Source organism: Ramlibacter monticola (assembly GCF_016722785.1).
Lineage (GTDB): Bacteria > Pseudomonadota > Gammaproteobacteria > Burkholderiales > Burkholderiaceae_C > Ramlibacter > Ramlibacter monticola.
On the sequence record NZ_JAEQNE010000001.1, the window covers coordinates 806,354 to 820,181 of the forward strand.

General features: G+C 70.2%; 15 protein-coding genes. 2 read left to right on the top strand and 13 right to left on the bottom strand.

What is annotated here, in order from left to right; genetic code table 11:
• Positions 1-13 precede the first annotated feature (13 nt).
• The 5 genes from JJ685_RS03760 to JJ685_RS03780 all read right to left on the bottom strand — a co-directional run bounded on the left by JJ685_RS03760 (position 14) and on the right by JJ685_RS03780 (position 4,417).
• On the bottom strand, positions 14-1,000 hold the full coding sequence (locus tag JJ685_RS03760) for a Bug family tripartite tricarboxylate transporter substrate binding protein (protein ID WP_236598669.1): 987 nt from the start codon (positions 998-1,000) through the stop codon (positions 14-16).
• 20 nt (positions 1,001-1,020) lie between these two features.
• On the bottom strand, positions 1,021-1,818 hold the full coding sequence (locus JJ685_RS03765) for a transporter substrate-binding domain-containing protein (protein WP_201672823.1): 798 nt from the start codon (positions 1,816-1,818) through the stop codon (positions 1,021-1,023).
• Positions 1,819-1,826: 8 nt separating this feature from the next.
• Positions 1,827-2,510, bottom strand: a complete 684-nt coding sequence (ligK, locus tag JJ685_RS03770) for a 4-carboxy-4-hydroxy-2-oxoadipate aldolase/oxaloacetate decarboxylase (RefSeq protein WP_201672825.1) — start codon at positions 2,508-2,510, stop codon at positions 1,827-1,829.
• 160 nt (positions 2,511-2,670) lie between these two features.
• Positions 2,671-3,705 (bottom strand): amidohydrolase family protein, encoded by a 1,035-nt coding sequence (locus tag JJ685_RS03775; RefSeq protein WP_201672826.1) that lies wholly within the window; start codon positions 3,703-3,705, stop codon positions 2,671-2,673.
• A gap of 22 nt (positions 3,706-3,727) precedes the next feature.
• Positions 3,728-4,417, bottom strand: a complete 690-nt coding sequence (locus JJ685_RS03780) for a substrate-binding domain-containing protein (protein ID WP_201672828.1) — start codon at positions 4,415-4,417, stop codon at positions 3,728-3,730.
• A gap of 98 nt (positions 4,418-4,515) precedes the next feature.
• Here JJ685_RS03780 and JJ685_RS03785 point away from each other — a divergent pair, with 98 nt between their 5' ends.
• The gene (locus tag JJ685_RS03785; protein WP_201672830.1) at positions 4,516-5,430 is read left to right on the top strand and encodes a LysR substrate-binding domain-containing protein; all 915 of its coding nucleotides are present in this window, start codon (positions 4,516-4,518) and stop codon (positions 5,428-5,430) included.
• A 111-nt stretch (positions 5,431-5,541) separates the two neighbouring features.
• A complete protein-coding gene (locus tag JJ685_RS03790; protein WP_201672832.1) occupies positions 5,542-6,297 on the top strand; it encodes a molybdate ABC transporter substrate-binding protein in 756 nt (251 codons plus the stop codon).
• Positions 6,298-6,429: 132 nt separating this feature from the next.
• Here the strand turns inward: JJ685_RS03790 and JJ685_RS03795 are convergent, their stop codons facing one another.
• From JJ685_RS03795 to JJ685_RS03830, 8 genes are all read right to left on the bottom strand, one after another.
• On the bottom strand, positions 6,430-7,308 hold the full coding sequence (locus tag JJ685_RS03795; RefSeq protein WP_201672833.1) for an NAD(P)-dependent oxidoreductase: 879 nt from the start codon (positions 7,306-7,308) through the stop codon (positions 6,430-6,432).
• Positions 7,309-7,319: 11 nt separating this feature from the next.
• A complete protein-coding gene (locus JJ685_RS03800; RefSeq protein ID WP_201672835.1) occupies positions 7,320-8,297 on the bottom strand; it encodes a Bug family tripartite tricarboxylate transporter substrate binding protein in 978 nt (325 codons plus the stop codon).
• A 4-nt stretch (positions 8,298-8,301) separates the two neighbouring features.
• Positions 8,302-9,006, bottom strand: coding sequence for an ABC transporter ATP-binding protein (locus JJ685_RS03805; RefSeq protein ID WP_201672837.1), 705 nt, complete (start codon positions 9,004-9,006; stop codon positions 8,302-8,304).
• Positions 8,999-9,763, bottom strand: a complete 765-nt coding sequence (locus tag JJ685_RS03810) for an ABC transporter ATP-binding protein (RefSeq protein WP_201672838.1) — start codon at positions 9,761-9,763, stop codon at positions 8,999-9,001. The genes JJ685_RS03805 and JJ685_RS03810 overlap by 8 nt, the downstream gene beginning before the upstream one ends.
• The gene (locus tag JJ685_RS03815) at positions 9,760-10,776 is read right to left on the bottom strand and encodes a branched-chain amino acid ABC transporter permease (protein WP_201672840.1); all 1,017 of its coding nucleotides are present in this window, start codon (positions 10,774-10,776) and stop codon (positions 9,760-9,762) included. Before JJ685_RS03815 ends, JJ685_RS03810 begins: the two co-directional genes overlap by 4 nt.
• Complete coding sequence (locus JJ685_RS03820; protein ID WP_201672842.1) at positions 10,773-11,636, bottom strand: branched-chain amino acid ABC transporter permease; 864 nt, start codon at positions 11,634-11,636, stop codon at positions 10,773-10,775. Before JJ685_RS03820 ends, JJ685_RS03815 begins: the two co-directional genes overlap by 4 nt.
• Positions 11,637-11,736: 100 nt before the next feature.
• Entirely contained in the window at positions 11,737-12,912 is a 1,176-nt protein-coding gene (locus JJ685_RS03825) for an ABC transporter substrate-binding protein (RefSeq protein ID WP_201672843.1), read from the bottom strand.
• A gap of 149 nt (positions 12,913-13,061) precedes the next feature.
• Positions 13,062-13,805: a GntR family transcriptional regulator gene (locus tag JJ685_RS03830; protein ID WP_201672845.1), complete on the bottom strand. Its 744-nt coding sequence runs from the start codon at positions 13,803-13,805 to the stop codon at positions 13,062-13,064.
• Positions 13,806-13,828 lie beyond the last annotated feature (23 nt).

A 13,828-nucleotide genomic window follows, 5' to 3' on the forward strand; every position in this document is an offset into this window, starting at 1 on the left:
AAAGGGGTCAGGGTCAGTCGGGCTTGATGTTCGCGTCGCGCACCAGCTTGTCGTAGCGCACGCGCTCGGAATGCAGCAGGGAGGCCAGCATCTGCCGGTCGCCGGGCAGGACTTCGCCGCCCACGGCCGTCATGCGCTCCCGCACTTCGGGGCTCTGCAGCGCCTTCTGCACCTCGGCGTGCAGGCGCTCGACCACGGCCGTCGGCGTCTTCGCCGGCGCCATCAGGGCGTACCAGACGGAGGCCTCGAAGCCCCGGAAGCCCATCTCGGAGATGGTCGGCGCGTCGGGGAAGATGGGCGTGCGCTGCGGCGTCAGGGTGGCCAGCACCTTGAGCTTGCCGCCCGCGACCTGCGGCTTCACCTCCAGCGCGTTCATGGCCAGCAGCGGCACCTGGCCGCCGATCACGTCGGTGATGGCCTGGGCGCCGCCGCGGTAAGGCACGTGCATCAGGTCGATGCCGGCGGCGCGCGCGAACAGTTCCGCCGCCATGTGCGGCGTCGAGCCGTTGCCCGGCGAGGCGTAGGCGATCGAATTCGGCTTCTGCTTGGCGGCCTCGATCACCTGCTTGATGTTGGTGTACGGGGTGTTGACGTTGGCGGCGATCACGACCGGCACGCGGCCCACCAGCGCCACCGGCACCAGGTCCTTCTCCGCATCGAAGGGTTGCGGCTTGTAGAGGGCCATGTTGGCGGCCAGGGCGTTGGCGGCCATCAGCAGCGTGTAGCCGTCGGGCTTGGCATCGATCACGGACTTGACCGCGATGTTGGTGCCGGCGCCCGGCCGGTTCTCGATCACGAAGGGCTGGCCCAGGGCCTTGGACAGCGCCTGGCCCAGCGTGCGGGCCACGGCGTCGACGGCGCCGCCGGCGGAATAGCCGACGACCACGGTGACGGGGCGCTCGGGCCAGGCGGCCTGCGCGTGCGCAGCCAGCGGCACCGCGGAGGCGCCGGCGAGGGCGACGCCCATGCGGGCGATGGCGGTTCTGCGGGTGGGATTCAATTCTTGCTCCTTGGCAGGCTTCAGTCGGGCGCCGTGCCACGCAGGCCGGCCCGGGAGATCATGGATTGCAGTTCGGCGCTGCCGCGCAGGCTGGCGCCGAAGTCGCGCAGCCAGGCCGCGGCGGCGGGCGGGCGGCCCTTGGGCGCGGCCAGCGCCAGGTTTTCCAGGCTCCAGCGGCCCGGCAGCACCTGGGCGCCGGGCACCTGGTCGGCCAGCTCGAACAGGATCGCCTTGTTGCTGGCGAAGGCGTCGAGTTCGCCCGCTCGCAGCATCTGCGCCGCCGCCGCCAGCGAGGCGACGGGCAGCACGCGCGCCTGCTTCAGCTCGCGCGAGAGCGTCGCGTGCGAGCTGCCGCCCTCCGCCACGCCCACGCGCAGGCCCGGCTGGTCGATGCGCGCCATGTCGGTGATGCGCGCATTGCCGGCGACCAGGTAGCCCGATTCCAGCCGCACCAGCGGCGGCGTGAAGTCGGCCTCGCGCTGGCGGGCTTCGCTCGCGTTGGTGAAGGTGAGGTCGGCCTGTCCGGACTTCACGACGTCGAAGACCTCGGCGGCGCGGCGCATCTCGACGTACTGCACCGGCACGCCCAGGCGCCTGGCGGCGAGGGCGCCGAGATCGTAGGCGACGCCCGCCCGCTCGCCGCTCCTGCCGACGACCATGGAGCTGGGGCTGCCCGGATAGACCGCGACGCGCAGCGTCCCCGTGGGTGCCAGCGCGGCGCGCGCCTCCGCCGGCGCACCGGTGGGCACCTGGGCGCAGCCGGCGGCGACCACGGCGGCCGCGAGAGCGCCAGCGGCGAGAATGCGTCGACGCAGCATGCCGGCGCTCAGTCGATGTAGCGCAGGCCCGCCTTCGCGAGGCCCTCGCGCATCTTGTACATGTCGAGGCCCAGCAAGCCGGATGCCAGCTTGGCGCGCTTCTCGCCTTCGTTGGCTTCGCGGGCTGCGGCGGCGTCGAGCACCTTCTTCGCCATGGCCGCGGGCACGCAGACCACGCCGTCGTCGTCCGCCACGATCACGTCGCCGGGGGTGACCAGCGCGCCCGCGCAGACCACCGGGATGTTCACGGAACCGAGCGTGGACTTGACCGTGCCCTTGGAGCTGATGGCCTTGCTCCACACAGGAAAGCCCATTTCGGTGAGGGTGCGCACGTCGCGGCAGCCGGCGTCGATCACCAGGGCGCGGGCGCCGCGAGCCTGGAACGAGGTCGCCAGCAGGTCGCCGAAGAAGCCGTCGGTGTTGTCGGCGGTGCAGGCCGCCACGACGATGTCGCCGGGCTGGATCTGTTCGGCCACGACGTGCAGCATCCAGTTGTCGCCGGGATGCAGCAGCACCGTGACGGCGGTGCCGGAGACCTGCGCGCCGGCGTAGATCGGTCGCATGTACGGCTTCATGAGTCCGACGCGGCCCATGGCCTCGTGCACGGTGGACGCGCCGAACTTCGCCAGCGCATCGGCCACTTCGCGGTCCGCCCGTTTGATGTTGCGGTAGACGACGCCTAGTTCATACATTGTCTGGTTCTCCAGGGATTCAAACAGCCAAGCCGAACAGCCGAACGCAGAGGTCGCAGAAGATACGCAGAGGACGCAGAAGAATCACAAGAAGAATTCCTTTTGAATTGCTTCTGCGCCCTCTGCGTATCCTTTGCGCCCTCTGCGTTCGGTATATGGTTTATTTCCCGCGTTTCTTGAGCAGCGTGTCCAGCCGCGGGAAGACGCGGCGCGTGTTGGCTTCGAAGATCGCGTGCTTGTCTTCGGGGGTCAGGATCGTCGACGCGTCGATGTAGCGCTTCGTGTCGTCGTAGTAGTTGCCCGTGGTGGGGTCGATGCCGCGCACCGCGCCGATCATTTCGGAGGCGAACAGCACGTTCTTCACCGGGATCACCGTGTTCAGCAGGTCGATGCCCGGCTGGTGGTAGACGCAGGTGTCGAAGAACACGTTGTTCATCACGTGCGTGTCCAGCAGCGGCTTCTTCATCTCCTGCGCCAGCCCGCGGTAGCGGCCCCAGTGGTACGGGACCGCGCCGCCGCCGTGGGGGACGATGAAGCGCAGCGTCGGGAAGTCCTTGAACAGGTCACCCTGGATCAGCTGCATGAACGCCGTGGTGTCGGCATTGATGTAGTGCGCGCCGGTGGTGTGGAAGCACGCGTTGCAGCTCGTGCTCACGTGGATCATCGCGGGCACGTCGTGCTCCACCATCTTCTCGTAGATGGGGTACCACCACTTGTCCGTGAGCGGCGGCTCCTTCCAGTGGCCGCCGGAGGGATCGGGATTCAGGTTGATGCCGACCGCGCCGTAGTCGCGGATGCACTTCTCCATCTCGGGGATGCAGGTCCTCGGGTCCACGCCGGGCGACTGCGGCAGCATCGCCACCGGCACGAAGTGCTCCGGGAACAGCTGCGCGACGCGGTGGCACAGCTCGTTGCAGATCGCCGCCCAGGTGCTGGAGACCTCGAAGTCGCCGATGTGGTGCGCCATGAAGCTGGCGCGCGGCGAGAACAGCGTCATGTCGTTGCCGCGCTCCTTCATCAGGCGCAGCTGGTTGTTCACGATGGATTCGCGGATGTCGTCGTCGGCGATCTTCAGCTCCGACAGCTTCGGCATCTGCGACGGGTCCTTGATGCCGGCGACCTGCCGGTTGCGCCATTCCTCCAGCTGCTTCGGCGCGGTCGTGTAGTGGCCGTGGCAATCGATGATGATGCTCATGTCGTCGTTTCCTTGGGGGAGCTCAGGCGGGTTCCATGCCGTTGCGGCGCTTGGCGGCGGCGGCATCGGGCGAGGCCATGAAGGCGAGCAGCGCGCGCACGGCGTCCGGCTGCCGCGAGGCGGCGCACAGCGCGCCGGCGAAGACGGTGTTGATCTGCACGGCCATCGGCATCGGGCCGACCACGGTGATGCCTTCCAGGTGAATGAGTTCGCTCAGTTGCTGGAAGCCCAGGGCCACCTCGCCGCGCGCCACCAGCGCGCCGACCGGCACGCCGGGCGGCGCCTGCGCCAGCCTGCCTTGCAGGTCCTGCGCGATGCCCCAGCGCTCGAACAGCTTCACCAGGGCGACGCCGCTCGGGCCGGTGGAATAGCCGACGTTGCGGGCGGCGAGCACGGCGCGCTTGAGGGCTTCCTCGCTGGAGATGTCGGGGCGCGGCGCGCCGGCCCGCACGGCGACGGCCACGCCGGAATCGACCAGGTCCACCCGGCTGCCCGCGACCACCTGGCCGCCCGCCGCCAGCTTTTCGATCGCGTCGGCCGCGAGCACGACGAAGTCGAAGGGCTCCCCGGCGGCGACGCGCTTGGCGGCATCGACGCCGCCGACCGACTCCACCTGCACCTTCAGGCCGGAGCGTTGCGAGTGGGTTTGCGCCAGTTCGGTCAGCACCTGGCGGGTCGCCATCGAGGAGATTCCCTGGAGCGTCGCAGTCATGGCGCGGATTGTGGGCACGAGCCGGCGCCGGCAACAGCGGACACCGTCACTAGCAGCTATAGCGGTTCGGCATAATGCCCCGGAAGGTATTCGGATTCATGGACCTCAAGCAGCTGGAGTACTTCGTTCGCGTCGCCGAGCTGGGCAGCTTCACGCGCGCCGCCATCGAGCTGGATGTGGCCCAGCCGGCGCTGAGCCGCCAGGTGCGCCTGCTGGAAGTGGAGCTGCGCCAGAACCTGCTGGTGCGCAACGGCCGCGGCGCCGTGCCCACCGAGGCGGGCAAGCTGCTGCTGGAGCACGGACGGGGCATCCTGTACCAGGTCGAGCGGGCGCGGGAGGACCTGGGCCGGCTGCGCGGGGGGCTCGCGGGCCGGGTCGCGGTCGGGCTGCCGAGCAGCATCGCGCGCGCACTGACCGTGCCGCTGACGCGCGCGTTCCGCGAGCAGTTGCCGGAAGCGCGCCTCTCGATCAGCGAGGGCCTGTCCAGCGCGCTGCTGGAAGGGCTGGTCAGCGGGCGGCTCGACATCGCCGTGCTCTACAACGCCCAGCCCTCGCGTGAGCTCGACCTGACGCCGCTGCTGGAAGAGGAACTAGTGCTGGTGCGCGCCCGCCCGCCGGGGCTGCAGGAGGATCCACCGCCCGGCCCCATCACCCTGGCCGAGGTCGCCGGCCTGCCGCTGGTGATCCCCACCCGGCCGAACGCGATCCGCAACTACGTGGAGGCCGAGATGGCGGACATCGGCTGCCGCCCGAACGTGGTGCTGGAGATCGACGGCGTGTCCGCCATCCTGGACCTGGTGCTCGATGGCGCCGGCTGCGCCATCCTCTCGCGCAATGCGGTCCTCAATTCGCCGCGCCCGTCCGCCTATTCGACCCAGGCGATCGGCGCGCCGCCGCTGCGCATCCGGCTGTCGCTGGCCACCAGCCTGCAGCGGCCGGCCACGCCGGTGCAGAAGGCGACGCTGGACCTGATCCGCGCCCGGGCGCCCGGGGTCGTGGCGCACGCGCTGTAGCGCGCCAACGGTCACAAGGCACCTTGGTGCCGCTTCTCGCGACCCTCCGCCGTCGGACGTACAGTACGCGGCGACCGACCCGCGGCCGTCACCTCACCAAGGAGAACGACGATGCGCATCTCCCGCCTGCTGCTCCTGCCCCTCGCCTGCGTCGTGGCGGCGCACGCGGCCGCCGCCGAATTGAAGGTGCTCTCGGCCGGCGCTTTCAAGCCCGTGCTGGTCGCGCTGCAGCCGGCCTTCGAGCAGCAGACCGGCCATCGTTTGCGCATCGAGAACGACACGGCCGGCGCGCTGCAGAAGCGCATCGCCGGGGGCGAGGCCTTCGACCTCGTGTTCTCCAGCCCCGCATCGCTGAAGCCTTTGCGCGAGGGCGGCCAGGTCGCGGCGGAAGAGCCGGTGCCGCTCGCGCAGGTGGCGATCGGGGTGGCCGTGCGGCGCGGCGCGCCGCTGCCGGACATCTCCACCGTGGAAGCCTTCCGTTCGGCCGTGCTCCATGCGCGCTCGGTGGCGTACATCGACCCGGCCGCAGGCGGCTCCAGCGGCATCTACCTCGATGGCCTGTTCGAACGCTGGGGCATCGGCCCGATCGTGCGGGCGAAGGCGGTGCTGGTGCCGGGCGGGCTGGTGGCGACGCGGGTGGTGGACGGCAGCGCGGACCTGGGCATCCACCAGATCAGCGAGATCCTCGCCGTGCCCGAGGCGGTGCTGGTGGGGCCGCTGCCCGCCGAGATCCAGAACTACACGGTGTATGCGGGCGCGTTGGCGGCCCAGACGAAAGAGGCCGCCGCAGCCCGGGAGCTGCTGGCGGCCCTGCGCGGCACCGGGGCCGTGCAAATCCTCAGGGCCAAGGGGATGGAGACGCCCTGAGGTGAGGGTAGGCTGGGCCCCCCTGTTCTTCTGCCAAGCATCGTAGGCCTGCGGCCGTGCTCGGCCATTGATCGGCGTCAACGCCCAAGCACTTACGTCGAGCAATCGGCAATTGGAATAAACCCTAGGTTCTCACAACAAGGCGTCCGCGTAGTCCTGCCAGCAGGCCTCCTTGGGGAGGTCGCGGAACACGCCCGCGCGCGCCTGGTCGGCGACCCACTGCTGCTTCTCCGCGGTCGCCGCCGCCATGAAGGGCTCGAAGCCGGCCTCGCGCACCGTGTTCGCCGCCTCGCGCATCTCCTCGGCCCGGCGCTGGCCGTGCTGCACCACGCGGCTGAAGAAGTACGCGCCCTGCCGGCTCCAGTCGATCGCGGGGAAGGTCTCCTGCAGCGTGGGCAGCACGTGGTCCTCCACGCCATAGGCGCGCGCCGTGGCGTAGCTCTCGATCACCAGCGCCTCCAGGCCCTTGATCATCACGCTGCGGCACATCTTGATCGCGCTGGCCACGCCCAGCTTCTCGCTCACGGCGCGGGCATCCAGGCCCCAGGACTGCAGCAGTTGCGCGAGCGGCGCGGCCTGCGCGCCCCCGAGCAGCATGGGCACCTTCACGCCATGGGGCGGCACCGAAGTCATCACGCCCGCTTCGACGTAGTGCGCGCCGCGCGCATCGACGGCGGCGCCGGCCTTCTGCTTGGTGCCGGGCGAAGCCGAATTCAGGTCGAGGAACAACGCCCCGGAACGCAGCAGGGGCGCCGCCTCCTCCGCGACCGCGAGCGTGTTCGACGCCGTCACGGCGGAGATCACGAGATCGCTCGCCTCGCACAGCGCGCGCAGGGAGGCGCAGGCGACGATGCCGTTGCGGCTCGCATGGCCCGTCTCCGCCTCCGCGGTCGCCGGATCGGCGAACTTCAGGTCCCAGGCCGCGACCTCGCCCACGAAGGGCTTGAGCCCGCCCGCGAAGATCTTGCCGACCTCGCCGTAGCCCACCAGGCCGATGCGCTTCACTTCCATGGCGGTCTCCTTCACTGCCGCGGGATCTTCGCCCGCGCGATGACGTCGCTCCAGCGCCGGATCTCGCTGGCGAGCAGGTTGCCCAGGTCCTCGGGCGTGCTCCAGCGCGCATCCACGTTCAGGTCCGCGAGCTTCTTCTTCAGCTCCGGGGTCGCAAGCGCCTTCTTCAGCTCCGCGTTCAGGCGCAGCAGCACGGGCGCAGGCGTCCGGGCGGGCGCGGCCAGGCCGTTCCACGAGGCGATGCGCAGGCCCGCGAGCGGACCGCCGGTCTCGGCGGCCGTAGGCACGTCGGGCAGCCCGGTCGGCCGCTTCTCGCCGAAGGTCGCCAGCGCGCGCAGCGCCTTGGCGGCGATCTGCGACTTCACCGGCGCGAGGATCTCGACGGCCGCATCGACCGAGCCGCCGCGCAGCGCGGTGACCACGGCCGGCGTTCCGTTGAAGGGCACCACCTGCGCGTCGATGCCGGCGGTGGTCTTGAACAGTTCGGCGGCCAGGTTCTGCGTGCTGCCCACGGCCACGGTCGCGATGTTCAGCTTGCCGGGATGGGCCTTCGCATGGGCGAGCAGGTCGGCGAGCGTGCGCAAGGGCGACTCCTGCGGCACGACGAGCGCGATGTCGAAGGTGCCCAGCAGGGAGATCGGCGCGAAATCCTTCTGCGCGTCGAAAGGCAGCTTCTGGAACAGCCCTTCGCTCACCGCCGTGCCGTTGCTCACCAGCAGCAGCGTGTGGCCATCGGGCTCGGCCTGCGCGACCACGTTGCCCGCCGTCACGCCGCCGGCGCCGGGGCGGTTGTCGATCACGATGGCCTGCCCCAGCTGTTCGCCGAGCTTCTGCCCCACGGCGCGCGCCGTGAGGTCGGCCACGCCGCCAGCCCCGAAGGGCACCACGATGCGGATCGGCTTCGCCGGCCAGCGGCCCTGCGCGGCCAGCCATGGCGTCACCAGCGCGCCGGCCATGCCGGCCAGCGCCATTCTCCTGCGAGGATTCATCGGGCTATCGTGCCACACCGAGCAGCCGGTCCAGCAGCTCGGGGTCGTTGCGCAGGCGGTCCGCGCGGTCGGCGTGCACCACGGTGCCGTGGTCGAGGACGACGGTGCTGTCGGAGATGTCGAGGATGGCCAGCGGATGCTGCTCCACGATGATCGCGGACAGGCCTTCCTGCCGCGTGATGCGCGAGATGGCGCGCAGCAGTTCGCTGACGATGATGGGCGCCAGGCCTTCCAGCGGCTCGTCCAGCAGCAGCAGCTTCGGGTTCACCACCAGCGCGCGCCCCATGGCCAGCATCTGCTGCTCGCCGCCGGACAGCTGCGTGCCCAGGTTGGTCTTGCGCTCGGCCAGGCGCGGGAACATCTCGTACACGCGCTGCGGCGTCCAGGCGCCCGGCCGCGCCACCGCGGTCAGGTTCTCGTGCACCGTGAGCGACTTGAAGATGTTGCGCTCCTGCGGCACCCAGCCGATGCCCGCTTTCGCGCGCTCGTGCGAGGGCAGCTTGTGGAGCGCCGCGCCGCCCAGGCCGATGCTGCCGCCATGCTGGCGCGTGGCGCCGGCCAGCGTGTTGATCAGGGTGGTCTTGCCGGTGCCGTTGCGTCCCAGCAGGGCCAGGGTCTGGCCCTGCCCCAGCGCGAACGAGATGTCGTGCAGCACCACGGCCTCGCCGTAGCCGGCGCTCAGGCCCTCCACGCGCAACAGTTCAGACATGGATGGCCTCGTTCTCGTAGCCCAGGTACACGGCCTTCACCTGCGGGTTGGCCGCGATCTCGTCGGGCGAGCCTTCCGTGAGCACGGCGCCGTTCACCAGCACCGTCATGCGGTCGGCGAAGCTGAAGACCAGGTCCATGTCGTGCTCGATCAGCAGCACCGAGACCTCCGCCGGCAGCGCGGCCACGGTCTGCAGCAGTTCCTCGCGCTCGCCGGCCGGCACGCCGGCCACCGGCTCGTCCAGCAGCAGCACGCGCGGCTCGCAGGCCAGCGCGATGGCGATCTCCAGCAGGCGGCGCTTGCCGTAGGCGAGGTGCTCGGTCTGCTGGTTGGCCACCTCGGCCAGGTGGAACTGCTCCAGCAACTGCTGCGCGCGTTCGGCCACGCCGCGGTCGCTGCCCAGCGAGCGCCACCAGCGCGTACCCAGCCCGCGCTGCTGGGACACGACCAGCCCCAGCGTCTCCAGCGGCGTCATGGTCGCGAACAGCTGGTTGATCTGGAAGGTGCGGACCATGCCGCGGCGCACGCGCTGGTGCGGCGCGAGCTGCGTGATGTCCTGCCCTTCCAGCGCGATGCGGCCGGCGGTGGCGTCGAGCACGCCGGTGAGCAGGTTGATCAGCGTGGTCTTGCCGGCGCCGTTCGGGCCGATCAGCGCGTGGCGGGCGCCGCGGCGCAATTCGAGGCTGACGTCGTTGGTGGCGACGATGCCGCCGAAGCGCTTCACGAGGCCCTGGCACGAAAGCACGACTTCGCTCATTCGGAGCCTCCCCCGTCCTGGAGGAGCGGGCCCGCGCCTACGGGCGGCCGTGCGGCGCTCGCCTTCCTCCACCAGGTCCAGGGCTTCAGCAGCCGGTCGCGCCCGACCAGCACCAGCACCACCAGGAACAGGCCCAGCCAGAAGCCCCAGTACTGCTGCGTGATGCCGGAGATCCAGTCCTGCATCAGCTTGAAGACGACGGCACCGGCGAGGCCGCCATAGAGCCAGCCGACGCCGCCGATCACCAGCATCAGCAGCGTGTCGGCGGAGCGGTGGAACTCGAACACGTCCAGCGACGCGAAGCCGGAAGTCTGCGTGAACAAGCCGCCGGCGGCGCCCGCCATGGCCGCGGCGATGGTGTAGACCGCGACCAGGCGCGCGTGCACCGGCACGCCGATGGCCATGGCCCGCAGGCGGTTGTCGCGGATCGCCTTCAGCGTGGCGCCGAAGGGCGAGTGGACGATGCGCCGCGCCACGAGGAACAGGAGCAGCAGCACCGAGAGCGAGTAGTAGGCGGCCGTGCGCCCGGCGAGGTCGAACTCGAAGCGGCCGAGGACGGGCGAGAACACGAGGCCCTGGATGCCGTCGGTGCCGCCGGTCAGCCAGTCGAGCTTGTTGGCCAGTTCCAGCAGGATCAGGGCGACGCCCAGGGTCACCATCAGCCGCGTGAGGTCGGTGCCGCGCAGGATGGTGAAGCTCGCCGCCAGCCCCAGCAGCGCCGCCGCGGCCATGGAGACGAGCAGGGCCAGGTGCGGGTCCGGGTGCACGTGCTTGCAGAACAGCGCGGACACATAGGCGCCGAGACCGAAGAAGGCGGCGTGCCCCAGCGACACGATTCCGCCGTACCCCAGCACGAGGTCCAGCGACACGGCGAACAGGCCGAGGATGGCGATCTCGTTGACGATCAGCGCGTGGGTGGGGAACAGCAACGGGGCCGCGAAGGCCAGCAGCCACAGCACCGGCTCCCACGGCTTCATCCGGCTGGCCCGCTGCAGGTCTTGCTGCGCCTTCATGCCTTGCCGCCTTGCCGCACGAACAGCCCGTTGGGCTTCCACAGCAGGATCACGATCATCAGGCTGTAGACGATGAAGGCGCCCATCTTGGGGATGTAGTACTTGCCGGCCACGTCGGCCACGCCCAGCAGCAGCGCCGCCAGCAGCGGGCCGGTGATCGAGGAGGTGCCGCCCACGGCCACCACGATCAGGAAATAGATCATGAACTTGAGGGGGAAGGACGGATCCAGCCCCAGCACCTCGGCGCCCAGCGCGCCGCCCAGCCCGGCGAGGCCCGAGCCGAAGGCGAAGGTGGAGAGGAACACCAGGTTCACGTTGATGCCCATGCCGGCGGCCACGCGCTGGTCGTCCACCGAGGCGCGCAGGCGGCTGCCGAAGCGGGTGCGCGCCAGCACGAACTGCAGGGCGACGGTGAGCGCCGCGCACACCGCGATGATGAACAGGCGGTAGTGCCCCATGCCCAGCGAGCCGATCTCGGTGCGGCCCTTGAGCCACTGCGGCAGCTGCATGATCTGCTGCGTGGAGCCCACGTAGTAGTCGACCGCCGCCACGGCCATGAACACGAGGCCGATCGAGAACAGCACCTGGTCCAGGTGCGGCTTGCGGTACAGGGGCCGGTAGAGCGTGCGTTCCAGCACCGCGCCCAGCAGCGCCGTGCCGGCGAAGGCGAGCGGCAGGCACACGAGGAAAGGCACGTCGAGGCGCTGCATCAGCAGCACGGTGATGTAGCCGCCCGTCATGGCGAAGGCACCGTGCGCCAGGTTGATGAAATTCATCAGGCCCATGGTCACGGCCAGGCCGACGGCGAGCACGAACAGCAGCATCCCGTAGGCGATGCCGTCGAAGAGGATGGTGAGCATGGGAAGGCCGGGGGAGGGGAGCTGGGGGGAAGGGCCGGTGCGCGCAGCCCCTGCCCTGCCCTCTCCCCGGAGGGGAAAGGGAAACAGCCAGGCCAGGTCGTTACTGCTTCGACTTGCCCGGATCCTTCACGTCCTTGATGACGTCGAACTCCACGTTGTACAGCTGCCCGTCCTTCTTCTCCACCTTGCGCAGGTAGACGTTCTGGACGATGTCGCGGGTCTGGGCGTCGATGAACACCGGGCCGCGCGGGCTTTCGAAGATCTGGCCCTTCATGGCCGCGACCAGGGCGTCGCCGCCGCCCTTGCCGCCGGTCTTCTTCAGCGCCTCGTAGATCACGCGCATGCCGTCGTAGCCGCCCATGGCCATGAAGTTGGGACGCAGGTTCTTGTTGGCCTTCATGAAGTCGGCCACGAACTTCTTGTTGGCCGGCGAGGGGTGGAAGGCCGAGTAGTGGTGCGAGGTGACCACCCCCAGGGCCACGTCACCCATGTCGTTCAGCTGGTCGTCGTCGGTCACGTCGCCGGTGCCGATCAGGCGGATGCCGGCCTTGTCCATGCCGCGCTCGCCGAACTGCTTCATCACCGCGGCGCCCGCGCCGGACGGCACGAACACGAACAGCGCGTCCGGCTTCAGGTCGCGCACCTTCTGCAGGAAGGGCGCGAAGTCCGGGTTGCGCAGCGGCACGCGCAGCTTCTCCAGCACCTTGCCGCCGTTGAACAGGAAGCGCTCGCTGAAGTACTTCTCCGCGTCCAGGCCCGGGCCGTAGTCGGTCACCAGCGTCACCACGCTCTTGATGCCGTTCTTCGGCGACCAGTCGGCCATCGCCACCGAGACCTGCGGCAGCGTGAAGCTGGTGCGCACGATGTAGGGCGAGGCTTCCGTGATGCTGGAGGTGGCCGCGGCCATCACCACCAGCGGCGTCTTCGACTGCGTCGCGATGGGCGCCACCGCCAGCGCCGAGGGCGTGATGCCCATGCCGGCCAGCACGTTGACCTTCTCGTTGACGACCAGTTCCTGCGCCAGGCGGCGGGTCTGGTCGGGGAGGCTGGTGTCGTCCTTGACGATCAGCTGCACCTTCTTGCCGGCCACGGTGTCGCCGTTCTGCGCCATCCACAGGCGGGCGGCGGCCTCGATCTGGCGGCCGGTGGTGGCCTGCTGGCCGGTCATCGGCAGGACCAGGCCGATCTTGAAGACGTTGTCCTGCGCCAGGCCCAGGCCGCTGGCGCCCAGCAGGGCCACGGCCGCCGCGGCCTGGAGAAGGGTTCTTTTCTGCATGGCGATGGATCTCCTCTTGGTATTGGTCACGGCCGCGGGCGAAGCCGCCTGCGTGCGGCGTGGTGCGAATTCTGAGCGTCCGGCCCGCGGCGGCAAACCGCGCCGGCGTCTAGCAGTTATGACGCTTTGCGATAGCGCCGGGGGAGATATTACCGTTGACGAATGAGCCGCACGCCCGGCATCCGGTCCAGGTGCGGGGTGCGCATCGCCTCGCGCAGGTTGCGCTGGGCGAGCCGCGAGTGCTCGCGCATGAGGGCTTCGGCGCGCGCGCCCTCGCGCTGCGCGATCGCCTCCAGCACCTGGCGGTGCTGGTCCTGCGCCACCACGAGCATGTCGCGCGCCCGGGGCGAGTCGGCCTGCACGATGACGAAGCCGGAGGGCGAGGCGAAGGGCAGGTTCACCACCCGCTCCAGTTCGCGCGCCAGCACCGCGCTGCCGGCCATCTCGGCCAGGAGGGTGTGGAAGCGCTGGTTGAGGCCCACGTAGCGGGTGAAGGCCGCGTCGTCCAGGGCGGGTGAAGCGAGCACGACGTCCACCTCGTCGAGGCAGAGCCGCGCTTCGGCCAGCACGCTTTCGGCCACGCCGCGCTCGGCGGCCAGCCGTGCGGCCAGGCCTTCGAGGGTGCCGCGCAGCTCGATGGCGTCGGCCACGTCCCGTTCGGAGAAGGTGCGCACCGCGTAGCCGCCATGGGGCAGCGCTTCCAGCAGGCCCTCCTGCTCCAGCCGCATGAGGGCCGCGCGGATCGGCGTGCGCGAGACGCCCAGGCGCTCGACGATCGGGAGCTCCGCGATGCGCGAGCCGCCCGGCAGCTCGCCGGCCAGGATCATCTCGCGCAGGCGCAGCTGCGCCTTCACGGACTGCGAGTCGGGCGCGGAGGCGCCTGCTGTATACATGGAAGCGCATTATGTGAGGTGGG

Excerpts from the sequence above, each read along its gene's own strand:
- JJ685_RS03765 (WP_201672823.1), bottom strand. The coding sequence starts at position 1,818 with ATGCTGCGTCGACGCATTCTCGCCGCTGGCGCTCTCGCGGCCGCCGTG.
- ligK (WP_201672825.1), bottom strand. The coding sequence starts at position 2,510 with ATGTATGAACTAGGCGTCGTCTACCGCAACATCAAACGGGCGGACCGC.
- JJ685_RS03775 (WP_201672826.1), bottom strand. The coding sequence starts at position 3,705 with ATGAGCATCATCATCGATTGCCACGGCCACTACACGACCGCGCCGAAG.
- JJ685_RS03780 (WP_201672828.1), bottom strand. The coding sequence starts at position 4,417 with ATGACTGCGACGCTCCAGGGAATCTCCTCGATGGCGACCCGCCAGGTG.
- JJ685_RS03785 (WP_201672830.1), top strand. The coding sequence starts at position 4,516 with ATGGACCTCAAGCAGCTGGAGTACTTCGTTCGCGTCGCCGAGCTGGGC.
- JJ685_RS03790 (WP_201672832.1), top strand. The coding sequence starts at position 5,542 with ATGCGCATCTCCCGCCTGCTGCTCCTGCCCCTCGCCTGCGTCGTGGCG.
- JJ685_RS03795 (WP_201672833.1), bottom strand. The coding sequence starts at position 7,308 with ATGGAAGTGAAGCGCATCGGCCTGGTGGGCTACGGCGAGGTCGGCAAG.
- JJ685_RS03800 (WP_201672835.1), bottom strand. The coding sequence starts at position 8,297 with ATGAATCCTCGCAGGAGAATGGCGCTGGCCGGCATGGCCGGCGCGCTG.
- JJ685_RS03805 (WP_201672837.1), bottom strand. The coding sequence starts at position 9,006 with ATGTCTGAACTGTTGCGCGTGGAGGGCCTGAGCGCCGGCTACGGCGAG.
- JJ685_RS03810 (WP_201672838.1), bottom strand. The coding sequence starts at position 9,763 with ATGAGCGAAGTCGTGCTTTCGTGCCAGGGCCTCGTGAAGCGCTTCGGC.
- JJ685_RS03815 (WP_201672840.1), bottom strand. The coding sequence starts at position 10,776 with ATGAAGGCGCAGCAAGACCTGCAGCGGGCCAGCCGGATGAAGCCGTGG.
- JJ685_RS03820 (WP_201672842.1), bottom strand. The coding sequence starts at position 11,636 with ATGCTCACCATCCTCTTCGACGGCATCGCCTACGGGATGCTGCTGTTC.
- JJ685_RS03825 (WP_201672843.1), bottom strand. The coding sequence starts at position 12,912 with ATGCAGAAAAGAACCCTTCTCCAGGCCGCGGCGGCCGTGGCCCTGCTG.
- JJ685_RS03830 (WP_201672845.1), bottom strand. The coding sequence starts at position 13,805 with ATGTATACAGCAGGCGCCTCCGCGCCCGACTCGCAGTCCGTGAAGGCG.